Origin of the sequence: Streptomyces sp. NPDC053513 (assembly GCF_044544765.1) — a bacterium.
Classification (GTDB): domain Bacteria; phylum Actinomycetota; class Actinomycetes; order Streptomycetales; family Streptomycetaceae; genus Streptomyces; species Streptomyces litmocidini.
The window spans coordinates 21,997-47,471 of the sequence record NZ_JBITXP010000020.1 but is presented as its reverse complement, the minus strand read 5'-3'; the positions used below and the strand labels follow the sequence as shown (position 1 = coordinate 47,471).

The following is a 25,475-nucleotide window of genomic DNA, read 5'->3' as shown; positions in this document are numbered from 1 at the left end:
TCGTCAGGAAGACGACTATGATCGCGGCATGCCTCCCTACGACCCGTCGGCCTTTCCTCCCTTCGCCGTGACCGTCGACCTGGTCGTGCTCACCGTGCGGCGCCACGCGCTCTGCACCCTGGTCGTACGGCGGGGAGAGGCGCCGTACCAGGGGCGTTGGGCGCTGCCCGGTGGTTTCGTGCGGGCCGAGGAGGACCTCGGGGCCGCGGCGGCGCGCGAGCTGGTCGAGGAGACCGGCCTCTGCGCCCACGATCCCGCCGCCCCGCCGCCCGTGCCGAGCAACGGCGCGCACCTGGAGCAGCTGGCGACGTACGGGGCGCCCGACCGCGATCCGCGCATGCGGGTGGTCAGCGTCGCGCACCTGGCGCTGGCACCGGACCTTCCCGCCCCGCGCGCGGGCGGCGACGCGAACAGTGCCCGTTGGGCCCCGGTCGAGGAGCTCCTCGGCGAGGACGAGGCCGCCGGGGAAGGAGGGCCGGGGGCGCTCGCCTTCGATCACGCCCGGATCCTCGCGGACGGGGTGGAGCGCGCCCGCTCCAAGATCGAGTACTCCTCCCTGGCCACGGCCTTCTGCCCGCCCGAGTTCACGGTCGGAGAGCTTCGCCGCGTCTACGAGGCGGTCTGGGGCGTGTCCCTCGACCCGCGCAACTTCCACCGCAAGGTGACCGGCACGCCCGGCTTCCTGGTCCCGGCCGGAGGCACCACGACGCGTCAGGGAGGGCGCCCCGCGCAGCTCTTCCGGGCAGGTGGGGCCACTCTTCTCAACCCGCCGATGCTGCGCCCCGAGGTCTGAGAGCCGTACGCATCCGGCGCCCTGGGGCGCCCAACCTGCGCGGAAAGTCCGAAATGTAGCGTTATCTTGCTGCGGTAGCGCCGCCCTGCCGCGGAGCGGTGTCACCTACCGCGAGAGAAGCGATGCTCCAGGCAATCGGACTGACCAGCACTCCCCGCCGCGATCGCCCGCCCGCCGTGGACGATCTGACCTTCGAGGCCCGGCCGGGTGCCGTGACCGCCCTCCTCGGCCCCCGGGGAGCCGGCAAGACCACCGCCCTCCGGCTCATGCTCGAACTCGAGCCGGGCCGTGGGATCACCTACTTCCGGGGTCGGCCGCTGCACCGCATCGCCCATCCGCCCCGTGAGGTCGGCGTACTCCTCGGCGACGTCCCCGGACACCCGTCCCGCACCCTCCGGGGACAGCTGCGGATGCTCTGCGCCGCCACGGGAGTTCCCGCCGCACGAGCCGATGAACTGGTGCGGACCGTGGGCCTCGCCGGTCTGGAACGTCGACGGATCGGCACCCTCCCGATCGGCGCGGACCGTCGACTCGGGCTCGCCGCGGCCCTGTTGGGAGCCCCTCACACCCTGCTGCTCGACGAGCCTGCCGCGGGCCTCTCCGTACCCGAGAGCGCGTGGCTCCACGAGCTGCTGCGCGCGCATGCCGCCGAGGGGGGAACCGTGCTGTACACCACGGAGGACCCCAAGGACGCGGCCGGCAACGCCGACCGCGTCGTCACCCTCGACGGCGGCCGGCTCGTCGCTGACCAGGACGCCGTCGAGTTCGCCCGCACCCGCCTGCGTCCCCGGGTCGTCGTCCGGACCCCGCACGCCGCGCGCCTGGCCGCGGCCGTCACCCAGGAGGCCAGAGCCGCCCGCCGCCCCGTCGAGGTGGTCGCCGAGGACGGCAATCGCCTCTCCGTCTACGGGAGCGACTGCGCGGCCGTCGGCGACACCGCCTTCCGGCACGGCGTACCGATCCACCGGCTCGCCGACGAGAGGGGAGGCGACGGCGGTGCCGGTCGCGGCGGCGTCGCCGGACGGGTGCGAACCGCGCGGGAAGACGAGGAGCCGGAGGGCGCCGAAAACCGTGCCGCCGCGTCGGCGGGCGCCGGGCAGCCGTCCGTGGCCACGGGGCGGGAGGCCCGGAAGGGACGGCGAGGCGCCTCGCGGCGCCCCGCCCGGTCGCCCCTGCGCCCGCTGCGGTACGAGCTCCACCGCCTGCTGGGCGTGCCCTCCACCCCGCTCGTCGTGGCCGCCGTCCTGTTCGTCTCCGTGACGCTCGCCCTCCTCCTCGGTCGCGGCGGTCGAACGGGGCTGCCCGCCGTGCTCGCCGGCTGGCCCCCGATCTCCCCGCTGCCGCCCGTGGCCCTCGGGGCCGGGCTGCTCGGGGCCTTCTCCTTCGGCGAGGAGTACCGCTATCCCGCACTCACCACGGGGCGCGGAACCGTCCCCCGCAGGCCGGGTCTGCTGCTCGCCAAGCTCGCCGTGGCCGCGGGCGTCGCCCTGGCGCTGGGGGCGCTCGTCGTGGGGATCGACCTGGAGGTGCTGCGGTTCGTCTACGGCACCGAGTTGATCCCCGTACCGCGGAACTGGCCGATCCTCTGCTCGAGTTGGCTGGGCCTGGTCGTCGGCTGTGCGTGGGCGGGGGTGCTCGGCGCCGGGGTGTTCCGGGCCGCCGCGGCCGGAGTGGCGGCGGTGCTCGCGGTGCCCGTCGCCTTCGTTCCGCTGTTGCAGAAGGTACTGACGGGGCCGTCGGTGCGATCGGCGGCCGGACTTCCGGCGCGGCTGCGCGAGTTCGCGGGCCCGCAGTGGTCGCCGGCCCTGGACCGCTGGCTCGCGGGGGTGCTGCGGGTGCTCGGTCAGCCCGCGGGGGTGGCGCTCTCGTTGACGTTGACAGGGTTGCTCTGCGCCTATGTGTTCACCGGCCTTCGCCGTAAGGCCCGTTGGTGATCATGTGTTGACCGAAAGGCTCCGGTTCCCCGTCAACTACCTTGGAATATGCGCCAAATGTCCAATTAATCGTCAATTGTGTAGCGGGTGCCGATCACCCTTTCGTGTGCTTTTCACCAAAGACCTCAAGGGTCACGGAGGCAACGCCGACAAAGGATGCGTGAGTACCCTTGCGCACACCATGATGACCGCCGCCCGCCCCGTCGACTCCGGCCTCGGCGCCCCGGGCGATCTCGACCGCTACCCCTACCCGGAGGCGCCCGCCGCCGGCCGCGTGGGCCCGCCCTCCTGGGAGGGAGTGGACACCGACCTGGGTCGCGTCGGCCGCCGGCCCGCCGGCAACCGGGGCCGCGGACTGCACGGACAGCTCGTCCAGCAGCTCGGCCAGATGATCGTCTCCGGCGATCTCGGGGCCGACCGCCCGCTCGTCCCCGAGGAGATCGGCCAGCGGTTCGAGGTCTCGCGCACCGTCGTGCGGGAGTCCCTGCGGGTGCTGGAGGCGAAGGGGCTCGTCAGCGCCCGCCCGAACGTCGGTACGCGGGTCAGGCCCGTGAGCGACTGGAACCTCCTCGACCCCGACATCATCGAATGGCGCGCCTTCGGCCCGCAGCGCGACGACCAGCGCCGTGAGCTGAACGAGCTGCGGTGGACGATCGAGCCCCTGGCCGCCCGCCTGGCCGCGGGGCACGGCCGCGAGGACGTGCAGCAGCGGCTCGCCGACATGGTCGAGATCATGGGGCACGCGTTCACCCAGGGCGACGGCATCACCTTCTCGCGGGCCGACGCGGAGTTCCACTCCCTCCTGATCCAGCTGGCCGGGAACCGGATGCTGGAGCACCTCTCCGGCATCGTCGCCGCCGCCCTCCAGGTCTCCGGCGGCCCCGCCACCGGCTGCGACCGGCCGAGCGAGGCCTGCCTGGCCCACCACGCCCGGATCGTCGACGCGCTCGCCACCGGAGACGCCCACGGGGCCGAGAGCGCCATGCGGCAGCTGCTCACGGTCCACCCCGAGGTGGAGCGCGTCGTCCCCGCCCCTCGCGAACACTGACCCGCGGGCCGTGGCCGGGAGCGCGGAGGCGCGCGCACCGTGTGCCGCCGGGTTCCGGGCGCCGCCCGTGGCCCGGCAGGGTCCCTCCGGGCGGCGCCCGGGTTCCGGCGGGGCGAATGTGTTGAGATCGCCCGCTCTAGCCGTTTCGCCGCAAATGAGGTGTGACTCGGGCCACGAAGATTGGGCGTAACACTCCTCCGAGCCGTGCGATGACCTAAGAGGTGACAGCCGAGGAAGGAATACAGCAGCCGACGGAGGCGCTGTGCAGTTCCCCGGTCCAGCCCGCGCCGTCGACACATTCCCCGTCGGCGGTCGTCGGCTCCAGCCTGATCAAGGGCGGGGCCGGAAGCCGTTTCCATCGTTCCGAGAGGTTGTTCGTGTCGGCCAGCACATCCCGTACGCTCCCGCCGGAGATCGCCGAGTCCGAGTCTGTGATGGCGCTCATCGAGCGGGGAAAGGCTGATGGGCAGATCGCCGGCGATGACGTGCGTCGGGCCTTCGAAGCCGACCAGATTCCGCCAACCCAGTGGAAGAATGTTCTGCGCAGCCTCAATCAGATCCTCGAGGAAGAGGGTGTGACGCTGATGGTCAGTGCAGCGGAGTCGCCGAAGCGCGCCCGCAAGAGCGTCGCAGCGAAGAGCCCGGCCAAGCGCACCGCCACCAAGACCGTCACTGCCAGGACGACCGTGACGAAGAGCACCGTCTCGGCCTCCACGGCCCCCGCGGCCGAGGGCACCGACCCGGCCGACGAGGCCGGATCCCCCGCCAAGAAGGCGGCCGCGAAGAAGGCCGTCGCCAAGAAGACGGTGGCCAAGAAGACCGTCGCCAAGAAGACGGCGGCCAAGAAGACCACGTCCAAGAAGGACGCCGACGAGCTCATCGAGGGCGAGGAGCTCCTCGAGGACGTCGCACCCGGCAAGGGCGAGGACGAGGAGACCGAGGGCGAGAGCAAGGGCTTCGTCCTGTCCGACGAGGACGAGGACGACGCTCCGGCGCAGCAGGTCGCCGTCGCCGGCGCCACCGCCGACCCGGTCAAGGACTACCTCAAGCAGATCGGCAAGGTCCCGCTGCTCAACGCCGAGCAGGAGGTCGAGCTCGCCAAGCGCATCGAGGCCGGTCTGTTCGCCGAGGACAAGCTCGCGAACTCGGACAAGCTGGCTCCGAAGCTCAAGCGCGAGCTGGAGATCATCGCCGAGGACGGCCGCCGGGCCAAGAACCACCTCCTGGAGGCCAACCTCCGTCTGGTGGTCTCGCTGGCCAAGCGCTACACCGGCCGCGGCATGCTCTTCCTGGACCTGATCCAGGAGGGCAACCTGGGTCTGATCCGTGCCGTCGAGAAGTTCGACTACACCAAGGGCTACAAGTTCTCCACGTACGCCACCTGGTGGATCCGTCAGGCGATCACCCGCGCCATGGCCGACCAGGCCCGCACCATCCGTATCCCGGTGCACATGGTCGAGGTCATCAACAAGCTCGCGCGCGTGCAGCGCCAGATGCTCCAGGACCTGGGCCGTGAGCCCACCCCGGAGGAGCTGGCCAAGGAGCTCGACATGACCCCCGAGAAGGTCATCGAGGTCCAGAAGTACGGCCGTGAGCCGATCTCCCTCCACACCCCGCTGGGTGAGGACGGCGACAGCGAGTTCGGTGACCTCATCGAGGACTCCGAGGCGGTCGTGCCGGCCGACGCGGTCAGCTTCACGCTGCTCCAGGAGCAGCTGCACTCCGTCCTCGACACGCTCTCCGAGCGCGAGGCGGGCGTCGTCTCCATGCGCTTCGGTCTCACCGACGGCCAGCCGAAGACGCTGGACGAGATCGGCAAGGTCTACGGCGTGACGCGAGAGCGGATCCGCCAGATCGAGTCGAAGACGATGTCGAAGCTCCGTCACCCGTCGCGCTCGCAGGTCCTGCGCGACTACCTCGACTGATCGGTACGAGGTCCGCGGCGACACACGGAAGGGCCCGGTTCCCCGAGAGGGGGAGCCGGGCCCTCCGGCTTTGCGCGGGTGCACGGCGGGGGCGCGTGGTGGACGCTGGGTGAACCGACATCACCCGAGAGTCAGGAGGCTCCATGCGTGGTTTCCTCACCCGAGCATTGACGGGCGCCCTGGGCCTGGTCACCGCGGCGGCGGGGCAGTTGGCCACCGCCGGTCCCGTGGCCGCCGACAGCGTCGTGGTGGGCGGGCAGCCGGCCCGGATCACGGACGCGCCCTGGGTCGTGGCGCTGTCCAGCCGTGACCGGTTCGGGGGTACGCGGGCGGGTCAGTTCTGCGGGGGCGTGGTCGTCGCGCCGACCAAAGTGCTCACGGCGGCCCACTGCCTGGGCCGTGAGGTGCTCGGCGGGGAGCCCTGGGAGGTGCGCGACTTCGTGGTCATCGCCGGTCGCGCGGTGCTGCGGGGCCAGGAGGGGACGGAGGTCCGGATCTCCGACACCTGGATCAACCCCGACTACGACCCGACGACCAACTCGGGCGACCTGGCCGTGCTGACGCTGGTGAGCGCGCTGCCACAGTCGTACGTGATCGGCGTCGCCCGGTCGGGAGACGCGGCGTACGCGCCCGGGACGGAGGCGGACGTCTACGGCTGGGGGGACACGACCGGGAACGGGGCCTATGCCTCCGCGCTGCGGACGGCGCACGTCCAGGTGCTGCCGGACACGGCGTGCGAGCGGGCGTATCCGGGCGGTTTCGGCGTCCGCTACCAGCGCGGGACGATGCTGTGCGCGGGCGACCCGCAGGGCGGCAAGGACGCATGCCAGGGGGACAGCGGAGGGCCGCTGGTGGCCAAGGGGCTTCTCGTCGGCCTCGTGTCCTGGGGCAGCGGCTGTGGGCAGGCGGAGAACCCGGGCGTCTACACGCGGGTCTCGGCGGTGCTTCCGGCGCACTTCTGAGCCTCGCCTCGGTGGGCGGGCGCGGGTCGGTCGGCCCTGGATCCCGGCGGGACGGCGGACGCCGGCCCCGAGCGGGACGGAGGACGCCGGGCCCGACGGGGGTGGAGGGCGCCGTTTCCGACGAGGACGGGTGACGCCGGTTCCGCCAGGGGCGGAAGGGCGCCGGGTACGAGAACGGGCGGTCACCCCCGCGGGACGCGTGGGGCGACCGCCCGCCGTCCGGTCAGCGACCGGCCCTGGGCTCGTCGTGGATGGCGTCAGGCGTGGTCTTCGCCCATCGTGCGGGCCGGCACGTCCGTGAGCCGGTCCGTCTCATCCTGTATCTCAACGGCGATCTTCTTGAGTTCCGGCTCGAACTTGCGTCCGTGGTGGGCGCAGAAGAGCAAGTCACCTCCGCTGGTCAGAACGACGCGCAGGTACGCCTGGGCGCCGCAGCGGTCGCAACGGTCAGCGGCCGTCAGGGGGCTCGCGGGGGTCAGAACAGTAGTCACGTCGCCTCTTCTCTAGCTCGACGAGCTGTCGTACCAGGGTCAACATCCAACCAGGCCGAAAACGTTCCCGCTCGTGCCTTTTCCTTGAAACTTCTTCGCAAGGTGGCTGTCTGCTGCCGGTTGGCGGCGAATGAGCCGTATTGCGTCGCTCTACGGATTTCGCGTTGCTTGTGTCGGTCGGCCCTCCCGGCTGGGTTGCCGGTTGTTCATGAGGACGTGCCCGGAGCCTAAATGGTTCATGCCGGGAAGGGAACGTGATGTTCACGTCACCCCATCGAGGGATCGAACATCCATGCGAGGCTGGACTAGCATGAGGAATCGGGGAGGGTGGCGTTACAACGGCTCTACCAGGCATCGGTACCCTCTGAGCGGTGACCGACGCCGGGCCTTACCCCACCGGGCCAGTTTTCAAATTCAGCGAGGAGCGAACCGCGTGACCGCCGAGACGTCCGTGCCGTCCAGTGCGCTGCTGACCGCAGACCGTGACGGTTCCAACTACACCGCTCGGCACCTGCTCGTACTCGAAGGGCTCGAAGCGGTCCGCAAGCGCCCCGGCATGTACATCGGGTCCACCGACAGCCGCGGTCTCATGCACTGCATCTGGGAGATCATCGACAACTCGGTCGACGAGGCCCTCGGCGGCTACTGCGACCACATCGAGGTCATCCTCCACGACGACGGCTCCGTCGAGGTCCGGGACAACGGCCGCGGCATCCCGGTCGACGTCGAGCCGAAGACCGGTCTCTCCGGCGTCGAGGTCGTCATGACCAAGCTGCACGCCGGCGGAAAGTTCGGCGGCGGGTCGTACGCGGCGTCCGGTGGTCTGCACGGCGTCGGCGCCTCCGTGGTCAACGCCCTGTCGGCCCGCCTCGACGTCGAGGTCGACCGGAACAGCGCGACCCACTCGATCTCCTTCCGGCGCGGCGTCCCCGGCATCTTCACCGAGCCGGGCCCCGACAGCCCCTTCGACCCGGCCAACGGCCTCATCAAGGGCAAGCGCGTCCCCAAGACCCGCACCGGCACGCGCATCCGCTACTGGGCGGACCGGCAGATCTTCCTCAAGGACGCCAAGCTCTCCCTGGAGACGCTCCACCAGCGTGCCCGGCAGACCGCCTTCCTCGTCCCGGGCCTCACCATCGTCGTCCGCGACGAGCGGGACCTGGCCGACGTCGGCAAGAGCGAGGAGACCTTCCGCTTCGACGGCGGCATCAGCGAGTTCTGCGAGTACCTCGCGCAGGACAAGGCCGTCTGCGACATCCAGCGCCTCACCGGGCAGGGCACCTTCAAGGAGACCGTCCCGGTCCTCGACGAGCGCGGCCACATGACCCCGACCGAGGTCACCCGCGAGCTCGCCGTCGACGTCGCCCTGCGCTGGGGCACCGGTTACGACACCACGGTCAAGTCCTTCGTCAACATCATCGCCACCCCCAAGGGCGGCACCCACGTCTCGGGCTTCGAGCAGGCCGTCACCAAGACGGTGAACGAGGTGCTGCGCTCGGCCAAGATGCTGCGCGTCGCCGAGGACGACATCGTCAAGGACGACGCCCTGGAGGGGCTCACCGCCGTCGTGACGGTCCGCCTCGCCGAGCCGCAGTTCGAGGGTCAGACCAAGGAGGTCCTCGGCACCTCCGCCGCCCGCCGGATCGTGGCGAACGTGGTGGCCAAGGAGCTCAAGGCCTTCCTCACCTCGACCAAGCGGGACGCCAAGGCGCAGGCCCGCGCCGTGCTCGAGAAGGCCGTCGCCGCGGCGCGGACCCGGATCGCCGCCCGGCAGCACAAGGAGGCCCAGCGCAGGAAGACCGCGCTCGAGTCCTCCTCGCTGCCGGCCAAGCTCGCGGACTGCCGCAGCGACGACGTGGAGCGCAGCGAGCTCTTCATCGTCGAGGGAGACTCGGCCCTCGGCACGGCCAAGCTCGCCCGGAACAGCGAGTTCCAGGCCCTGCTGCCGATCCGAGGAAAGATCCTCAACGTCCAGAAGTCGTCCGTCGCGGACATGCTGAAGAACGCCGAGTGCGGCGCGATCATCCAGGTCATAGGAGCGGGCTCGGGCCGCACCTTCGACATCGACGCCGCCCGGTACGGCAAGGTCATCATGATGACCGACGCCGACGTCGACGGCTCCCACATCCGCACCCTGCTGCTCACGCTCTTCCAGCGCTACATGCGGCCCATGGTCGAGCAGGGCCGGGTCTTCGCCGCCGTGCCGCCGCTGCACCGGATCGAGCTCGTCCAGCCCAAGAAGGGGCAGGACAAGTACGTCTACACGTACTCGGACAACGAGCTGCGGCAGACCCTGCTGGAGTTCCAGCGCAAGGGGGTCCGCTACAAGGACGCCATCCAGCGCTACAAGGGTCTGGGCGAGATGGACGCCGACCAGCTCGCGGAGACCACGATGGACCCGCGCCACCGCACCCTGCGCCGGATCAACATCGGTGACCTGGACGCGGCGGAGCAGGTCTTCGACCTCCTCATGGGCAACGACGTGGCGCCCCGCAAGGAGTTCATCACCGGCTCGGCGGCGACGCTCGACCGCTCGCGCATCGACGCCTGAGCGTCTCCACCCGTGGGTGGAGCCACATGCTCCACCCACGGGCCGATCACATCGACGGCCACTCTCCGTAGCATCGAAGTGTCGGAGGGGGACGGACATGGACGAGAAGCGCGACCCAGGACTCGCGTGCGCTGTCGCGGGTGCAAGCGCGAGGACGAGCGCAAGCACGAGGACGGGCAAGGGCGAACGGGTGCGGGCCGACAAAAAGCGGACGCGCGGCGCTTCCTTCTGGCGCTCCTGGCCCTCGCGGGAGGCACTCACCCGTGTCGGGGTGCCCCGGGGCCGGATCGTTCTCGACCACACCATGCTCGCGGGCCTGAGCGTCCTGGTGGTGGCCGGCTGCTACACCTCGGGCGCGTTCGACGGCTGGTACACGCCTTTGCCGCCGCTGGGGTTCGGACTGTGCGTGGTCGCGGCGCTGCGGTATCACCACACGACCCTCGACCATCGCCTGGCAGCCTCGCTTGGGCTGCTCGCGGTGATCGCGCTCTGCGGCCTCGGAGCCTATGCGGCAGGCGCTCCGACCCCCGCGACGGTGATATGGATCGTCAGCTCGATCATGGCGATGGAGAGACTGCCGCTTCACGCGGGGCTGGCCACGGTGGTGGTCCTCGGGGCCGGGTTCGTGGAGACCGACGAGACGGGGATCATCGGGGCCGGTCTCACCACGGCGGCCGTGCTGCTCGCCGGCTACTCGCTCAGGCTGGACGCCGAGGCGCGGGGAGCCGGGTTCCAGCTGCTCGCCCAGGAGAGGCTGGCCCGGGAGGCGGAGGCCGCCTCGGCGGCGCTCGCCGAGCGGGCCAGGATCGCCCGGGAGATACATGACGTGCTCGCGCACAGCCTCTCCGCCCAGATGGTGCACCTGGAGGTCGCACGGCTCCAGATCGAGGCCGGAGCGGACCGTTCGGAGATCCTCAAGCTCGTGACCTCGGCCCGTTCCATGGCCAGAGAGGGACTCGCCGAGACCCGTCACGCGCTCTCGGCGTTGCGCGGGGACATGGTGCCGGTCGAGGAGTATCTGAGGGAGCTGGCGCGGGAGGGCCGTGCCGAGGTCGATGTCACCGGTGAGCGCCGGGACCTGCCCGCCGAGGCCTCGCAGGCGGTGCGGAGGGTCGCGCAGGAGGCCCTCACCAATGTCCGCAAGCACGCGCCGGGTGCCCGGACCAGGATCCGGTTCGCCTACGGGACGGACGAGGTCTCCCTGGAGATACGCGACTCCGGTCCGCCTCGGACGGTCGGCGGCGCGAGAGGGGCGGAGGAGCTCGGGGCATCCGGGTCGGGATACGGACTGCTCGGCATGAGGGAGCGGGCCGAACTGCTCGGCGGCAGCCTGGACGCGGGGCCCGACGGGCCCGGGTTCACGGTGCGGCTGCGGGTGCCGGCGTGAGCGCCGCGAACGGCGACCGGGTCGCACGGGTCGTCGTCGCCGACGACCAGGCCGTCGTGCGGGAGGGGATCGTGATGCTGCTGGGTCTGCTTCCCGGGATCGAGGTCGTCGGATCGGCCCGGGACGGGGAGGAGGCGGTCGCGCTCACGGCCGAGCTCGCTCCCGACGTCGTCCTGATGGATCTGCGGATGCCCCGCTGCGACGGCGTCGAGGCCACTCGTCGGATCCGCGACCGGCACCCCGGGACGGAGGTCGTCGTGCTGACCACCTACGCCGACGACGACTCGCTGTTCCCGGCGCTGCGAGCCGGGGCGCGCGGTTACCTCACCAAGGACGCCGGCGGGGAGGAGATCGGGCGGGCCGTGCGGGACGTGATCGACGGGCGGGCCGGGCTCTCCCCCTCCGTGCAGCGGCGGCTCCTGGACCGGCTGATCGACCGGGAGGACCGAGATGACCGGGACGACCGGGACGGCCGAGCGGGGCTGGTCGACCAGGACGGCCGGGCGGGGCGGGATGATCGGGACGATCAGGAGGGGAGCAGCGATCGGGGCGATCGGGAGGGCCGAGGTGGTCGGGAAGGGCGGGGTGGACGGTTCGGTCGGACCGGCCCCGGGGGCGGATCCGGGGCGGGGGCGGTGAATGGCGGGGGGCCTGGAGAGGAGCCGGGGGCGGGAGGCTTGGCCGGGCCGGGTGCCGACGGTCTGACCGAGCGGGAGACGGAAGTGCTCGCGCTGGTCGCGGACGGGCTGTCCAACTCGGAGATCGCGGGGCGGCTGCGGATCTCCACGGCCACGGTGAAGACCCACATCAACAACCTCTTCGCCAAGACCGGGGTGCGCGACCGCGCCCAGGCCGTGCGGTACGCATATCAGCACGGTCTGGTCAGGGCGCCTGGGAGAAGAGTCACCTGATGGGGTGAAGAGAGGGAGGAGAAGAGTCCGAGATGTTCCCGCTCTGTCCATCCTTGTGCACGCGGCCGAAACGGTTCGCTGACAAGGAGAGTTGGTCGGTGGAGCAGGTGGACAGGCAAGAGGGGCGAGACGCTACGGCGATGGCGGTCGACGACCCCTGGTACGACGCGACGGCTTCCGGTTGGGGTGGGGAGGCGACGGCCGGGGCGCCCGGCGACGGCCGCCCCGGCGCGGTGCCGCGGCAGCGGGTCCACAGCGCGGCGGAGATCTATCTGGAAGTCCAACGGAGTCCGGCCTTCCAGGAAGTACGGGGCCGCTACCGCCGGTTCGTCTTCCCCGCCACCCTGGCGTTCCTCCTGTGGTACCTCGCCTATGTGGTGGCGGCTACCGTCGCACCCGGGCTGATGGCGCGGCCGGTGGCCGGAGCGGTCAACGTGGCGATGGTCGCGGGGCTCGGACAGTTCCTCACCACCTTCCTGCTGACCTGGGCGTACGCGCGCCATGCGCGGCTGCGCAGGGACCGGGCCGCACTGGAACTGCGCTGGGACACGCAGGAGATGACCCGGGGGGTGGTGCAGCCATGACAGGAAGCCACCAGACCCTGGCGCTCGTGCTGTTCAGCGTGTTCGTCGCCGTGACCCTGGGGATCACCACCTGGGTGAGCCGCCACCGGCACGGCTCGGCGGAGGAGTTCTACGCCGGAGGGCGGCTGTTCTCTCCTCTGGAGAACGGGTTCGCCATCGCCGGGGACTACATGTCCGCGGCCTCCTTCCTGGGGATCTCCGGGCTGATCGCGCTCTACGGCTACGACGGCATGCTGTACTCCGTCGGCTTCCTCGTCGCCTGGCTGCTCGTGCTCCTGCTGGTCGCCGAACTGGTGCGCAACTGCGGGAGGTTCACGCTGGCCGACGTCGTCGCCGCGCGGATGGCGGAGCGGCCGGTGCGGATCGCCGCAGGAACGTCCTCGGTGGCCGTCTCCGTGCTGTACCTCGTGGCCCAGATGGTGGGCGCGGGGAGCCTGGTGGCGCTGCTGCTCGGCGGGTCCAGCGAGGCCGCGCGCTCGTGGACGGTGATCGGCGTGGGCGCGCTGATGGTGATCTACGTGACGCTCGGCGGCATGCGGGCCACCACGTGGATCCAGATCGTCAAGGCGGTCCTGCTCATGGCGGGCACGATCGCGCTCACCGTCCTCGTCCTGCTCCGGTTCCACGGCGACGTGAACAGCCTGCTCTCCACCGCGGCCGAGCGCAGCGGGCACGGCCGGGGATTCCTCGCGCCCGGACTGCGCTACGGCGGGGACTGGACGGCCCGCCTCGACTTCATCAGCCTCGGGCTCGCCCTCGTCCTGGGCACGGCGGGGCTGCCGCACATCCTGTCGCGCTTCTACACCGTGCCGACCGCCCGTGCCGCCCGTCGCTCCGTCGTCTGGTCCATCGGGCTCATCGGCGGCTTCTACCTGATGACCATCGTGCTCGGCTTCGGGGCGGCCGCGCTGATCGGTCCCGACGAGGTCCGTGCGTCCAACGCCTCCGGGAACACCGCCGTGCCGCTGCTCGCCCTCGACCTCGGCGGCGGCGCGGGCTCCACCGGCGGCATCGTGCTCTTCGCGGTCGTCGCCGCCGTCGCCTTCGCGACCATCCTCGCCGTCGTCGCGGGGATCACGCTGGCCTCCTCGGCCTCCGTCGCCCACGACCTGTACACCTCGCTGCGCCGTCGGCACGCGAAGCAGTACAGCGAGGTGGCCGTGGCCAGGGTCGCGGCCGCCGGGATCGGGGCGGCCGCCATCGGCCTCGGGCTGCTCGCCCGCGACCTCAACGTGGCCTTCCTCGTCGGCCTCGCCTTCGCGGTCGCGGCCTCCGCCAATCTGCCGGTGCTGCTCTACTCGCTGTTCTGGCGGAAGTTCACCACCCGGGGCGCGGTCTGGTCGGTGTACGGCGGCCTGATTCCCGCGGTGCTGCTCGTCCTGGTCTCCCCGGTCGTCTCCGGGAGCCCGGAATCGCTGTTCCCGGGGGTCGACTTCCACCTCTTCCCGCTGCAGAACCCGGGAGCGGTCTCCATCCCGCTCGGCTTCCTGGCCGGATGGATCGGCACGGCCACCTCGACGGAGCCGCCCGACGAGGCCCGGCACGCGGAGACCGAGGTGCGCTCTCTGACGGGCGCGGGTGCCGTCTGACCGTCCCGGGCGGGCGTCAGCCGGTGGACGGTGAGCTCGCCCAGGCGTACCGGTGCTCGGGGCGGCCCGTCTCGCCGTACCGGAGGGAGAGGCGCACCCGGCCGGTGCGTTCCAGCAGCTTGAGGTAGCGCTGTGCGGTCTGGCGGCTGACGCCGGCCCGCTCGGCGATCTCCTGTGCGGACAGCGGGCCGTCGGCGGCGAGCAGCACCTGCCGGACCACCTCGGCGGTGGTGGGGGAGTGACCCTTGGGCAGGTCGGGGGCGACGGCGCCCGCCGCCAGGACCCCGAAGATCCGGTCCACCTCGGCCTGCTCCGCCTCGCCGCCGGTCTCCAGGGTGCGGCGGAGCGTCGCGTACGCCTCCAGCTTGGCGCGGAGCCCGGCGAAGTTGAACGGCTTGACCAGGTACTGCAGCGCCCCGTGCCGCATCGCCGACTGGACGGTGGCCACGTCGCGGGCCGCCGTCACCATGATCACGTCGCACTGGTGGCCGCGCGCGCGGAGCTCCCGTACCGCCGCGAGGCCGTTCTCGTCGGGCAGGTAGTGGTCCAGGAGGATCAGGTCGACCGGCCGGCCGTCCAGGGCGGCGAGCGCCTCGGCGGTCGAGTGGGCGAGGGCGACGACCCGGAAGCCGGGCACCTTGGCGACGTAGGCGGCGTTGATCCTGGCCACCCGGGTGTCGTCGTCGACGACGAGCACGTCGATCATCGCGTCGCCTCCTCGGTGGTGTCCGCCAGGGGCGCGGGCACGTCCGGCGCGGGCTCCGGTTCGGCCAGGGCGTCCGGGAGGACGACCGTGAACACGGCGCCGCCCTCGGTGCCGTCGGCCACCTCGGCGGTACCGCCACGGCGCTCGGCGAGGCGGCGCACCAGGGCGAGGCCGAGTCCGCGCTTGCCGTGGGACGGCAGCGCCTTCGTCGTCCAGCCCTCGGTGAAGATCAGCTCGCGGCGGTCCTCCGGGACGCCCGGGCCGCTGTCCGAGACCCGCAGCACCACCGTACGGCCCTCGGCGCGGAAGGAGACCTCGATGCGGGCGCCGGGGGTGCCGGCGACGGCGTCCAGGGCGTTGTCGACCAGGTTGCCCACGACGGTGACCAGTTCGCGGGGGTCGACGAGCCGGTCCGGCAGCAGGGAGTCGGGCGCGAGCCGCAGCGAGACGCCCCGCTCGGCGGCGACGGTCGCCTTCCCCACCAGGAGCGCGGCGAGGAGCGGGTCGTGGACCTTCTCCGTGACCTGCTCGGCGGTGGCCCGGTGCACGCCGACCACCTCCGTGACGAACTCGACCGCCTCCTCGTGCATCTCCAGCTCCAGGAGGCCGAGGAGGGTGTGCAGCCGGTTGGCGTGCTCGTGGTCCTGGGCGCGGAGCGCGTCGATCAGGCCCCGGGTGGAGTCGAGCTCGCGCCCGAGCCGTTCCAGCTCGGTGCGGTCGCGGAGGGTCGCCACCGCGCCGCCGTCGTCCGTGGGCATCCGGTTGGCGATCAGCACCCGGTGTCCCCGGACGGTGAGCAGGTCCTCGCCGGTGACCCGGCCCGCGAGGACGTCGGCGGTCCGGCCGGCGCCGAGGACCTCGTCGAGCGGCCGGCCCGCCGCCTCGGGGCCGAGGCCGAGGAGACGCTGCGCCTCGTCGTTCATGAGCCGTACGGAGCCGTTCCGGTCGAGGGCCACGACGCCCTCGCGGATGCCGTGCAGCATGGCCTCGCGTTCGGCGAGCAGGGCGGAGATGTCGGAGAAGGCCAGGTCGTGGGTCTGCCGCTGGAGCCGCCGGGAGATCAGATACGCGGCGAGCGCGCCGGCCGCGAGCGCGCCGCCCGCGTAGGCGAGGAGGCCGGGGATGGCGGCGAGGAGCCGGTCGCGGACGCTGTCGTACTCGATGCCGACGGAGACCGCGCCGACGATCCGCCCGCCGGCGTCCCGCAGCGGCACCTTGCCGCGCGCCGAGCGGCCCAGGGTGCCGCTGTCGATCTCCATCACCTCGTGCCCGGCGAGGGCGCTGCTCGGGTCCGTGGAGACGACCCTGCCGATCTCGGCGGGGTCGGTGTGCGACCAGCGCACCCCGCGGGTGTCCATGACCACGACGTACTCGGCGCCCGTGGAGGTCCTGATCCGCTCCGCCTCGGTCTGGACCGGGCCCCGCGCGGACGGCGGGCCGCCGGTGAGGTCCGCGGCGAGCCGGGGCGACGCGGTGGTCCCGGCGATGGCCAGGGCCCGTCGCATGGCCTGGTCGTCGAGCTGGGCGCTCAGCGGGGCGAGGAAGAGGCCGGTGGCGAGGACGGTCACACCGGTCGCGATGGCCAGCTGCATCAGCAGGACCTGCGAGAACACCCGCTGCGGCCACCCGAACCGTCGACGGCGCGCGTGGGGGCGCGGAGGGCGGGTCTGTGCGGGGCTCATGCCGAAAACGGTAAGGGGACGCGGCCCGGGACCGGAAACGGCGACGGGACGGGCGCCTATTCTGGGGGTTTCGCACGGCTCCCATGCCCGTGGGACCCGAAGGAACCGGAGGCACGTCCCTTGAGCACGCAGCAGATCCCCGTCGTCGTTTTGGCCGGGTTTCTCGGGGCCGGGAAGACCACGCTCCTCAACCATCTGCTGCGCAGCGCCCGGGGCACCCGGATCGGAGTCATGGTCAACGACTTCGGTGACATCGGCATCGACGCGATGACCGTCGCCGGCCAGGTCGGCTCCACCGTCTCCCTCGGCAACGGCTGCCTGTGCTGCGCCGTCGACGCCGGCGAGCTCGACGAGTACCTGGAGGTACTGACCCGGCCCGAGTCCCGGCTCGACGTGATCGTGATCGAGGCGAGCGGGCTCGCGGAGCCCGAGGAGCTGGTCCGCATGGTGCTGGCCAGCGAGAACGAGCGGGTCGTGTACGGAGGGCTCGTCCAGGTCGTCGACGCGTCCGAGTTCGCGGCCACCCGGCAGCGGCACCCCGGGACCGACCGGCACCTCGGCCTCGCCGACCTCGTCGTCGTCAACAAGGCGGACCGGGTGGCCGCGGACGAGCTGCGGAGCGTCCGGGAGACGGTCGCCGGACTCGCCGGGCGCGCCGCCGTGGTCGAGGCCTCCCACGGGCGCGTCGACCCGGAGCTGCTCTTCGACCGGGTCGTGCCGGAGGGCGAGATCGAGGGCCAGATGTCGATCGAGGACATCCTGTACGGCTCCGAGGACGACAGGCACGCCCACCCGCACGCGGCCTACGAGAGCCTCTCGGTGACGGCCACGACGCCGCTGCACCCGCGCCGCCTCATGGCCTTCCTCGACTCGCGCCCCGAGGGCCTCTACCGGATCAAGGGCTTCGTCGACCTCGGCCCCGCCGATCCGGCCAACCGCTACGGCGTGCACGCGGTCGGCCGCTTCCTGCGTTTCTACCCCGAGCCCTGGCCCGCCGGTGAGGAGCGCCTCACCCAGCTCGTCCTGATCGGCTCCGGCATCGACGCGCCCGCGCTGCGCAAGGAACTCGCCTCCTGCGAGCTGAACGGCCCGCAGGACGCCCCCGACGAGCACAGCATGTGGGGCGTCCTGCGGTACGTGCAGCGGACGGAGGAGGAGCCGGACGAGTCCTAGGACCCGTCCGGCCCCGAGCCGCGGGCGGGTCTCCTAGCTCGCCGGGCCCGCCACCACGTCGACCGGCTTCGGGAGGGGCGTGCCCGAGCCGTCGCGGCGGGGGTCCGCCTCGGGCAGGTCCACCGGGGCGCCGGTCTTCTGGGCGGCGCGGGCCGGGGTGGCGCCCGCCCAGGCGAAGGTCAGGACGTCCTCGCCCTTCAGGAAGCGCTGGCAGCGGACACCGCCGGTCGCGCGGCCCTTGCGCGGGTACTGGTCGAAGGGGGTCAGCTTCGCCGACGTGCCCGCCGAGGAGTCCAGGGTGCCCGTGGAGCCCGCGACGGTGAAGACCACGGCGTCGGCCGCGGGGTCGACGGCCGTGAACGAGATCACCTCGGCGCCCGCGGCGAGCTTGATGCCCGCCATGCCGCCCGCCGGGCGGCCCTGGGGCCGCACCTGCGAGGCCTGGTAGCGCAGCAGCTGGGCGTCGGAGGTGATGAAGACCAGGTCCTCCTCGCCCGTCCGCAGCTCCGTCGCGCCGACGATCCGGTCGCCGTCCCTGAGGGTGATGACCTCCAGCTCGTCCTTGTTCGCCGGGTAGTCCGGCACCACGCGCTTCACCACGCCCTGCAGCGTGCCGAGGGCGAGGCCCGGCGAGGACTCCTCGAGCGTGGTCAGGCAGACCACCGTCTCGTCCGCCTCCAGGGTGAGGAACTCCGACAGCGGCGCGCCGCCCGCCAGGTTCGGGGCGCTCGCGGTGTCCGGGAGCTGCGGCAGGTCGATCACCGGGAGGCGCAGCAGCCGGCCGGCCGAGGTCACCACGCCGACGTCACCGCGCTGGGTGGCGGCGACCGCCGAGACGATCACGTCGTGCTTGGACCGCTTGCCGTCCTCCGCGGGCGGGAGGTGCTCGGTCACCGTCCGGGCCAGCAGGCCCGTCGAGGAGAGCAGCACCCGGCACGGGTCGTCCGCGACCTCCAGGGGCACGGCCGCGACGGGCGCGCCCGCCGACTCCAGGAGGACCGTCCGCCGGTCGGTGGCGAACTTCTTGGCGACGGCCGCCAGCTCCGCCGAGACCAGCTTGCGCAGCTCCGCGTCGGAGTCGAGGATCCCGGTCAGCTCGTCGATCTCGCCGTTGAGGCGGTCGCGCTCGGTCTCCAGCTCCAGGCGGTCGAACTTGGTGAGGCGGCGCAGCGGGGTGTCCAGGATGTACTGCGTCTGGATCTCGCTCAGCGAGAAGCGCTCCATCAGGCGCTCCTTGGCCTGGGCGGAGTTGTCGCTCTCCCGGATGAGCCGGATGACCTCGTCGATGTCGAGCAGCGCGACGAGGAGGCCCTCGACCAGGTGGAGCCGGTCGCGCTTCTTGCCGCGGCGGAACTCGGAGCGGCGCCGGACCACCTCGAAGCGGTGGTCCAGGTAGACCTCCAGGAGCTCCTTGAGGCCGAGGGTCAGCGGCTGTCCGTCGACCAGCGCCACGTTGTTGATGCCGAAGGACTCCTCCATCGGCGTCAGCTTGTAGAGCTGCTCCAGGACGGCCTCGGGCACGAAGCCGTTCTTGATCTCGATGACCAGGCGCAGGCCGTGGCTGCGGTCGGTGAGGTCCTTGACGTCCGCGATGCCCTGGAGCTTCTTGGCGCCGACCAGGTCCTTGATCTTGGAGACGACCTTCTCGGGGCCCACCGTGAAGGGCAGCTCGGTCACGACGATGCCCTTGCGGCGTGCCGTCACGGTCTCCACGGTCGCGGTGGCGCGGATCTTGAAGGAGCCGCGGCCCGACTGGTACGCGTCCTTGATGCCGGAGAGGCCGACGATCCGGCCGCCGGTCGGCAGGTCGGGGCCGGGCACGAAGCGCATCAGCGCCTCGAGGTCGGCGTTCGGGTAGCGGATCAGGTGGCGGGCGGCCGCGATCACCTCGCCGAGGTTGTGCGGGGGCATGTTCGTCGCCATGCCGACCGCGATCCCGGACGCGCCGTTGACCAGCAGGTTCGGGTAGGCGGCGGGGAGCGCCACCGGCTCCTGCTCCTGGCCGTCGTAGTTCGGCGCGAAGTCGACCGTGTCCTCGTCGATGGAATCGGTCATGAGGAGCGCGGCCGGGGCCATCCGCGACTCGGTGTACCGCATGGCGGCCGGCGGGTCGTCGTTGCCCAGGGAGCCGAAGTTCCCGTGGCCGTCGACGAGGGGGAGACGCATGGAGAAGGGCTGTGCCATGCGGACCATCGCGTCGTAGATCGACGCGTCGCCGTGCGGGTGGAGCTTGCCCATCACCTCACCGACGACACGGGCGCACTTGACGAAGCCGCGGTCGGGGCGGAGCCCCATCTCCCCCATCTGGTAGACGATGCGCCGCTGGACGGGCTTCATGCCGTCGCGGGCGTCGGGGAGCGCGCGCGAGTAGATCACCGAGTACGCGTACTCGAGGAAGGAGCCCTGCATCTCGTCGACGACGTCGATGTCGAGGATTCGCTCCTCGAACGCGTCGTCCGGCGGCGGTGTCTTCGTGCTGCGGCGGGCCATCGCGGCTGCGGCTCCTTCACCAACAAGGTTGATCTGACGCGGACCATTGTGGACCGTGCCACCGACAACGCCGACCGCGACCCGGAAGAGGGACATCTCGAAGGGTCGGGAACTTCGCCAGGTGTCGGCGCGCTTGCATACAGTGGCAGGACTTTTTCACATCGCGATCGAAGGGACGTACATGCCCATGGGTCACACGGCCACGGCCGAGGCCGGCTCCGGCGGCCTGACAGCGACCGAGCACCGGTTGGCGAACGGCCTGCGCGTGGTGCTCTCCGAGGACCACCTGACCCCGGTCGCCGCGGTCTGCCTCTGGTACGACGTCGGCTCGCGCCACGAGGTCAAGGGCCGCACGGGCCTCGCCCACCTCTTCGAGCACCTGATGTTCCAGGGCTCGAAGCAGGTGCACGGGAACGGCCACTTCGAGCTGGTGCAGGGCGCCGGCGGCTCGCTCAACGGCACGACCAGCTTCGAGCGCACCAACTACTTCGAGACCATGCCCACGCACCAGCTGGAGCTCGCGCTCTGGCTGGAGGCCGACCGCATGGGCTCGCTGCTCGCCGCCCTGGACGACGAGTCCATGGAGAACCAGCGCGACGTCGTCAAGAACGAGCGCCGCCAGCGCTACGACAACGTGCCGTACGGCACGGCCTTCGAGAAGCTGACCGCCCTCGCCTACCCGGAGGGCCACCCCTACCACCACACGCCGATCGGCTCCATGGCCGACCTGGACGCGGCCACCCTGGAGGACGCGCGGAACTTCTTCCGCACGTACTACGCCCCGAACAACGCGGTGCTGTCCGTCGTCGGCGACATCGACCCGGTGCAGACGCTCGCGTGGGTCGAGAAGTACTTCGGCTCCATCCCCGCCCACGACGGCAAGCCCGAGCCGCGCCCCGGCGACCTGCCCGAGGTCATCGGCGAGCAGCTGCGCGAGGTCGTCGAGGAGGAGGTCCCGGCGCGCGCGCTGATGGCCGCCTACCGGCTGCCGCACGACGGCACGCGCGCGTGCGACGCCGCCGACCTGGCCCTGACGGTCCTGGGCGGCGGGGAGTCCTCCCGCCTGCACAACCGCCTGGTCCGCCGTGACCGCACGGCCGTCGCCGCCGGCTTCGGCCTGCTGCGGCTCGCCGGGGCGCCCTCGCTGGGCTGGCTGGACGTCAAGACCTCCGGGGGCGTCGAGGTCCCGCAGATCGAGGCCGCCGTCGACGAGGAGCTGGCCCGGTTCGCCGAGGAGGGCCCCACGCCCGAGGAGATGGAGCGCGCGCAGGCCCAGCTGGAGCGCGAGTGGCTGGACCGGCTCGGGACCGTCGCGGGGCGCGCCGACGAACTGTGCCGGTTCGCCGTGCTGTTCGGCGACCCGCAGCTCGCCCTGACCGCCGTCGACCGCGTCCTGGACGTCACCGCCGAGGAGGTGCGGGCGGTCGCCGCGGCCAAGCTGCGTCCCGACAACCGCGCGGTGCTCGTCTACGAGCCCCTGGCGACCGAGCAGAGCGAGAACGGCGACGAGGAAGAGGGAGCGGACCAGTGACCGACGCCGCCGCGTCTTTGACGAGCATGGACTTCCACCCGCAGCCCCGGCCGGGCGCCGCCAGGCCGTGGGCGTTCCCGGCCCCGGACCGGGGGAAGCTGGACAACGGTCTGACCGTGCTCACCAGCCACCGCCCCGGCCAGCAGGTCGTGGCCGTGGAGCTCTTCCTGCCGGCCCCGCTGGACGCCGAGCCCGCCGGTCTCGACGGCGTCGCCACCATCATGGCCCGCGCGCTCTCCGAGGGCACCGACCAGCACAGCGCCGAGGAGTTCGCGGCCGAGCTGGAGCGCTGCGGCGCCACGCTCGACGCGCACGCCGACCACCCGGGCGTACGGGTCTCCCTGGAGGTCCCGGTCTCCCGGCTGCCCAAGGCGCTCGGCCTGCTGGCCGAGGCCCTGATCGCCCCGGCGTTCCTGGAGACCGAGATCGAGCGCCTGGTGCGCAACCGCCTCGACGAGATCCCGCACGAGACGGCCAACCCGGCGCGCCGCGCGGCCAAGCAGCTCTCCAAGGAGCTGTTCCCCGCGGAGTCCCGGATGTCCCGGCCGCGCCAGGGCACCGAGGAGACCGTCGCCGCCATCGACGCCGCCGCCGTCCGCGCCTTCTTCGACGCGTACGTCCGGCCGGCCACGGCCACCGCGGTGGTCGTCGGCGACCTGACCGGGGTCGACCTCGACAAGGTCCTCGCCGAGACGCTGGGCGCCTGGACCGGTGAGCCGGCCGAGCCCCTCCCGATGCCGCCGATCACCGCGGACGACACCGGACGGGTCGTCATCGTGGACCGTCCCGGCGCGGTCCAGACGCAGCTGCTGATCGGCCGGATCGGCCCCGACCGGCACGACCGCGTCTGGGCGGCCCAGGTCCTCGGCACGTACTGCCTGGGCGGCACCCTGACCTCCCGTCTGGACCGGGTCCTGCGCGAGGAGAAGGGCTACACGTACGGCGTGCGGGCCTTCGGCCAGGTGCTCCGCTCGGACGCCGAGGGGAACGGCGCCGCGATGCTCGCCATCAGCGGCTCCGTCGACACCCCCAACACGGGCCCGGCGCTCGAGGACCTGTGGAAGGTGTTGCGCACCCTCGCCGCCGAGGGGCTCACCGACGCGGAGCGCGAGACGGCCGTGCAGAACCTCGTCGGGGTGGCGCCCCTCAAGTACGAGACGGCCGCCTCGGTCGCCGGGACGCTCGCCGACCAGGTCGAGCAGCACCTTCCGGACGACTTCCAGGCCCAGTTGTACGCGCGCCTGGCCGAGACCGGCACCGTCGAGGCGACGGCCGCCGTGGTCAGTGCCTTCCCGGTGGACCGGCTCGTCACCGTGCTCGTCGGCGACGCGGCGCAGATCGCGGAGCCGGTGCGCGCGCTCGGCATCGGTGAAGTGACCGTCGTGACGGGCTGATTCCGGCTCCGAAGCGACAACAGGAGGGCCCCGACGATCTGGTTCGTCGGGGTCCTCCGCTTTGTCCGTATTGGGATCAAGGGTGATCGTTTGCCCTGTGGCATGTCTTACAAAAGTCGTGTCCGGTTGGTGATTGAAAGGTGATCCGCATAGCGTCGGGGCGGCTGTTCGTCAGTTGCACGTGCCGCACCCGCGGCATCGGACAGTCATCGCCGAGTCCCCGTCAGGCGCGAGCCTGGGGAGCCGGGGACCCACACAGTCCCTGGGGTGAATCGGGCGCCTTCGCCTCGTGCGGAGGGGCTCGTAGGAGACCTTCCTGCTCCGAACCCGTCAGCTAACCCGGTAGGCGAGAAGGAAGGAAAGGATCAGCTCCTCCATGGCGTTCACCCGTGCCACCGGGAAGCATCGTGCTCCGAGCCGGATGGCGCGCCGCAGCGCGGGCATCGCCGGCGCCGCGACGCTCGCCACCACCGGCGTCATCGGAACCCTCGCCTCCCCGGCGCTCGCCGCCGACACGGGCACCCGCTCCCTCGAGGACACCGGCCTCACCCAGGTGATCACCGAGGACTCCCTCGTCGACCGGATCAACGCCCAGGCCGCCGCCCAGGAGCAGGAGGCCGTCGAGGCCATCGCCAAGGCGAAGGCCAAGGCCGAGGCGGAGCGCAAGGCCGAGGCCCGCGCCAAGGAGATCCGTCTGGAGCGCGAGCGCGCCGCCCGCGAGGCCGAGCGCCGTCGCCTGGCCTCCTTCCAGCTCCCCGTCGCCGGCTCGTACGTCTCCACCGGCTACAAGACCGGCGGCGCGCTCTGGTCCTCCGGCCACCACTCCGGCATCGACTTCCACGCCGCCTACGGCACCCGGGTCGTCTCCGTCGGCTCCGGCACCGTCGTCGAGGCCGGCTGGGGCGGCGCGTACGGCAACAACATCGTCATCCGGATGAACGACGGCACGTACACCCAGTACGGGCACCTCTCCTCCATCGGGGTCTACGTCGGCCAGACCGTCGAGCCGGGCCAGCAGATAGGCATCTCGGGCTCGACCGGCAACTCCACCGGCCCCCACCTCCACTTCGAGGCGCGCACGAGCCCCGAGTACGGCTCGGACATCAACCCGATCACGTACCTCCGCGCTCGCGGCGTCAACGTCTGACCCCACGGCGCACCGCCCCGCCGCATCGCGTCGCAAAAGCCCCGGCCCGTACTGAGCCGGGGCTTTTCGCTGACCAAAAGACTTCCATGGATTCCGTAGGGGCATCGGAAATTCCGGCGTGCTGCAATAGAGTCGAAGATCGGCGCAGAACAGGCGCCGCTCGAATTGTCTCGCGCGCACCAAGGCGGAGGTCGGACATGCGCATTCCCGCGCACTCGGTATGCACGGCGATCAGGGACGACATCGTCTCCGGCGTGTTCGAGCGGGGCGCTCGGCTGACCGAGGAGCAGCTCGCCCGCCGGTACGGGGTCTCCCGGGTCCCGGTCCGCGAGGCGCTGCGCACCCTGGAGTCCGAGGGCTTCGTCGTCACCCGCCGCCACGCGGGCGCCCAGGTCGCCGAGCCGACCGAGCAGGAGGCCGCCGATCTCCTCGACATGCGGGCGCTGCTCGAACCGCTGGGCGCCGCCCGGGCCGCGCAGCGGCGAACCGAGGCGCACCTCAAGGTGCTGCGCGGCCTGGTCAGGCTGGGGCAGGAGCGGGCCAGGCGCGGCCAGGGGGAGGACCTGCGCTCGCTCGGCGGCTGGTTCCACGAGACCCTGGCGCAGGCCTCCGGGAGCCCGGCCCTCACGGCGCTGCTCACCCAGCTGCGGCACAAGATCGCCTGGACGTACGTCGTGGAGCAGCCCGACCGGCCGGTCGAGGCCTGGGCCGAGCACGGCGCGATCGTGGACGCCGTGGCGCGCGGCGACGCCGAGCGGGCGCGGGCGCTGACCGCGCTGCACGCGGAGCGCTCACTGCCGCTGCACCGGCTGAAGAGTCCGGGGGGCGGCCGTGTGAGGGTCTCGCAACACGCCGTCAACACGACGAGTGCCCGGAATTAACGCGCGCACCGTATACAAGGGAAAGGTATTCGGTCCGGTCTTTTGTTCTGCCAGAAGCGCTGTCCGAAGTGCTGCCCGGATTACTTCCTGATGTGCCGTCCGGAGCGCGGTCCGGAAGTGCTGTCCGAAAGCGCGGTCCGAAACACGGTCCGGGAAAAGCGAATGGCCGTGGGGGGGGGGGGGGGGGGGGGGCCGGGCCCGCCGGGGGGGGGGGGGGGGGGGGGGGGGGGGGCCGGGGGGGGCGGGCCCCCCCCCCCGGCGCCCCCCCCCCCGCCGGCGGTGGCCGGGGCGCGCGC

19 protein-coding genes and 1 riboswitch are annotated in these 25,475 nt (G+C 72.0%); of the genes, 15 read left to right on the top strand and 4 right to left on the bottom strand.

The window, feature by feature from the left end; translation table 11 throughout:
- The first annotated feature begins 28 nt into the window (after window positions 1-28).
- The 5 genes from ACIGW4_RS27975 (at window position 29) to ACIGW4_RS27955 (ending at window position 6,662) form a co-directional block, all read left to right on the top strand.
- Entirely contained in the window at window positions 29-793 is a 765-nt protein-coding gene (locus ACIGW4_RS27975; protein ID WP_359588521.1) for an NUDIX domain-containing protein, read from the top strand.
- A 122-nt stretch (window positions 794-915) separates the two neighbouring features.
- Window positions 916-2,727, top strand: coding sequence for an ATP-binding cassette domain-containing protein (locus ACIGW4_RS27970; RefSeq protein ID WP_399583458.1), 1,812 nt, complete (start codon window positions 916-918; stop codon window positions 2,725-2,727).
- A gap of 160 nt (window positions 2,728-2,887) precedes the next feature.
- Window positions 2,888-3,775, top strand: a complete 888-nt coding sequence (locus tag ACIGW4_RS27965; RefSeq protein ID WP_123455778.1) for a FadR/GntR family transcriptional regulator — start codon at window positions 2,888-2,890, stop codon at window positions 3,773-3,775.
- Window positions 3,776-4,152: 377 nt separating this feature from the next.
- Window positions 4,153-5,700, top strand: coding sequence for an RNA polymerase sigma factor (locus ACIGW4_RS27960; RefSeq protein ID WP_398712220.1), 1,548 nt, complete (start codon window positions 4,153-4,155; stop codon window positions 5,698-5,700).
- A gap of 143 nt (window positions 5,701-5,843) precedes the next feature.
- Entirely contained in the window at window positions 5,844-6,662 is an 819-nt protein-coding gene (locus ACIGW4_RS27955) for a serine protease (protein WP_359588517.1), read from the top strand.
- A gap of 257 nt (window positions 6,663-6,919) precedes the next feature.
- Here ACIGW4_RS27955 and ACIGW4_RS27950 read toward each other — a convergent pair whose 3' ends face one another.
- Window positions 6,920-7,153 carry a hypothetical protein gene (locus tag ACIGW4_RS27950; protein WP_030687247.1) on the bottom strand — a complete coding sequence of 78 codons (234 nt, stop codon included), beginning with the start codon at window positions 7,151-7,153 and terminating at the stop codon, window positions 6,920-6,922.
- Between the two features lie 433 nt (window positions 7,154-7,586).
- Here ACIGW4_RS27950 and ACIGW4_RS27945 point away from each other — a divergent pair, with 433 nt between their 5' ends.
- The 5 genes from ACIGW4_RS27945 to ACIGW4_RS27925 all read left to right on the top strand — a co-directional run bounded on the left by ACIGW4_RS27945 (window position 7,587) and on the right by ACIGW4_RS27925 (window position 14,175).
- Window positions 7,587-9,704, top strand: coding sequence for a type IIA DNA topoisomerase subunit B (locus ACIGW4_RS27945; RefSeq protein WP_123455781.1), 2,118 nt, complete (start codon window positions 7,587-7,589; stop codon window positions 9,702-9,704).
- Between the two features lie 190 nt (window positions 9,705-9,894).
- Window positions 9,895-11,091: a sensor histidine kinase gene (locus ACIGW4_RS27940; RefSeq protein WP_399583454.1), complete on the top strand. Its 1,197-nt coding sequence runs from the start codon at window positions 9,895-9,897 to the stop codon at window positions 11,089-11,091.
- Between the two features lie 74 nt (window positions 11,092-11,165).
- A complete protein-coding gene (locus tag ACIGW4_RS27935; protein ID WP_399583570.1) occupies window positions 11,166-12,002 on the top strand; it encodes a response regulator in 837 nt (278 codons plus the stop codon).
- Between the two features lie 140 nt (window positions 12,003-12,142).
- Complete coding sequence (locus ACIGW4_RS27930; RefSeq protein WP_260174511.1) at window positions 12,143-12,586, top strand: DUF485 domain-containing protein; 444 nt, start codon at window positions 12,143-12,145, stop codon at window positions 12,584-12,586.
- A complete protein-coding gene (locus tag ACIGW4_RS27925) occupies window positions 12,583-14,175 on the top strand; it encodes a cation acetate symporter (protein ID WP_123455785.1) in 1,593 nt (530 codons plus the stop codon). The genes ACIGW4_RS27930 and ACIGW4_RS27925 overlap by 4 nt, the downstream gene beginning before the upstream one ends.
- A gap of 16 nt (window positions 14,176-14,191) precedes the next feature.
- Here ACIGW4_RS27925 and ACIGW4_RS27920 read toward each other — a convergent pair whose 3' ends face one another.
- Window positions 14,192-14,881, bottom strand: a complete 690-nt coding sequence (locus tag ACIGW4_RS27920; RefSeq protein ID WP_123455786.1) for a response regulator — start codon at window positions 14,879-14,881, stop codon at window positions 14,192-14,194.
- Window positions 14,878-16,563 (bottom strand): ATP-binding protein, encoded by a 1,686-nt coding sequence (locus ACIGW4_RS27915; RefSeq protein ID WP_399583451.1) that lies wholly within the window; start codon window positions 16,561-16,563, stop codon window positions 14,878-14,880. The genes ACIGW4_RS27920 and ACIGW4_RS27915 overlap by 4 nt, the downstream gene beginning before the upstream one ends.
- Before the next feature lie 120 nt (window positions 16,564-16,683).
- Here ACIGW4_RS27915 and ACIGW4_RS27910 point away from each other — a divergent pair, with 120 nt between their 5' ends.
- A complete protein-coding gene (locus ACIGW4_RS27910; protein WP_398712209.1) occupies window positions 16,684-17,736 on the top strand; it encodes a CobW family GTP-binding protein in 1,053 nt (350 codons plus the stop codon).
- Between the two features lie 33 nt (window positions 17,737-17,769).
- On the opposite strand, the gene ACIGW4_RS27905 is transcribed toward ACIGW4_RS27910, so the two are convergent.
- Window positions 17,770-20,226 (bottom strand): DNA topoisomerase (ATP-hydrolyzing) subunit A, encoded by a 2,457-nt coding sequence (locus ACIGW4_RS27905; RefSeq protein ID WP_123455789.1) that lies wholly within the window; start codon window positions 20,224-20,226, stop codon window positions 17,770-17,772.
- A 181-nt stretch (window positions 20,227-20,407) separates the two neighbouring features.
- Here ACIGW4_RS27905 and ACIGW4_RS27900 point away from each other — a divergent pair, with 181 nt between their 5' ends.
- The 4 genes from ACIGW4_RS27900 (at window position 20,408) to ACIGW4_RS27885 (ending at window position 25,179) form a co-directional block, all read left to right on the top strand.
- A complete protein-coding gene (locus ACIGW4_RS27900; protein WP_185094651.1) occupies window positions 20,408-21,757 on the top strand; it encodes a pitrilysin family protein in 1,350 nt (449 codons plus the stop codon).
- Window positions 21,758-21,783: 26 nt separating this feature from the next.
- Window positions 21,784-23,151, top strand: a complete 1,368-nt coding sequence (locus tag ACIGW4_RS27895) for a M16 family metallopeptidase (protein WP_398712266.1) — start codon at window positions 21,784-21,786, stop codon at window positions 23,149-23,151.
- Window positions 23,152-23,351: 200 nt separating this feature from the next.
- A riboswitch (cyclic di-AMP (ydaO/yuaA leader) is annotated at window positions 23,352-23,515 on the top strand.
- Between the two features lie 12 nt (window positions 23,516-23,527).
- Window positions 23,528-24,298, top strand: coding sequence for a M23 family metallopeptidase (locus tag ACIGW4_RS27890; protein WP_399583446.1), 771 nt, complete (start codon window positions 23,528-23,530; stop codon window positions 24,296-24,298).
- 197 nt (window positions 24,299-24,495) lie between these two features.
- Window positions 24,496-25,179: a GntR family transcriptional regulator gene (locus tag ACIGW4_RS27885; protein WP_123455793.1), complete on the top strand. Its 684-nt coding sequence runs from the start codon at window positions 24,496-24,498 to the stop codon at window positions 25,177-25,179.
- The last annotated feature ends 296 nt before the right edge of the window (window positions 25,180-25,475 follow it).

What these genes read in the sequence shown, in the direction of transcription:
- ACIGW4_RS27925 (WP_123455785.1), top strand. Translation starts at nt 12,583, where the DNA reads ATGACAGGAAGCCACCAGACCCTGGCGCTCGTGCTGTTCAGCGTGTTC.
- ACIGW4_RS27970 (WP_399583458.1), top strand. Translation starts at nt 916, where the DNA reads ATGCTCCAGGCAATCGGACTGACCAGCACTCCCCGCCGCGATCGCCCG.
- ACIGW4_RS27900 (WP_185094651.1), top strand. Translation starts at nt 20,408, where the DNA reads ATGCCCATGGGTCACACGGCCACGGCCGAGGCCGGCTCCGGCGGCCTG.
- ACIGW4_RS27895 (WP_398712266.1), top strand. Translation starts at nt 21,784, where the DNA reads ATGGACTTCCACCCGCAGCCCCGGCCGGGCGCCGCCAGGCCGTGGGCG.
- ACIGW4_RS27955 (WP_359588517.1), top strand. Translation starts at nt 5,844, where the DNA reads ATGCGTGGTTTCCTCACCCGAGCATTGACGGGCGCCCTGGGCCTGGTC.
- ACIGW4_RS27890 (WP_399583446.1), top strand. Translation starts at nt 23,528, where the DNA reads ATGGCGTTCACCCGTGCCACCGGGAAGCATCGTGCTCCGAGCCGGATG.
- ACIGW4_RS27920 (WP_123455786.1), bottom strand. Translation starts at nt 14,881, where the DNA reads ATGATCGACGTGCTCGTCGTCGACGACGACACCCGGGTGGCCAGGATC.
- ACIGW4_RS27915 (WP_399583451.1), bottom strand. Translation starts at nt 16,563, where the DNA reads ATGAGCCCCGCACAGACCCGCCCTCCGCGCCCCCACGCGCGCCGTCGA.
- ACIGW4_RS27885 (WP_123455793.1), top strand. Translation starts at nt 24,496, where the DNA reads ATGCGCATTCCCGCGCACTCGGTATGCACGGCGATCAGGGACGACATC.
- ACIGW4_RS27905 (WP_123455789.1), bottom strand. Translation starts at nt 20,226, where the DNA reads ATGGCCCGCCGCAGCACGAAGACACCGCCGCCGGACGACGCGTTCGAG.
- ACIGW4_RS27935 (WP_399583570.1), top strand. Translation starts at nt 11,166, where the DNA reads ATGCTGCTGGGTCTGCTTCCCGGGATCGAGGTCGTCGGATCGGCCCGG.
- ACIGW4_RS27975 (WP_359588521.1), top strand. Translation starts at nt 29, where the DNA reads ATGCCTCCCTACGACCCGTCGGCCTTTCCTCCCTTCGCCGTGACCGTC.
- ACIGW4_RS27930 (WP_260174511.1), top strand. Translation starts at nt 12,143, where the DNA reads ATGGCGGTCGACGACCCCTGGTACGACGCGACGGCTTCCGGTTGGGGT.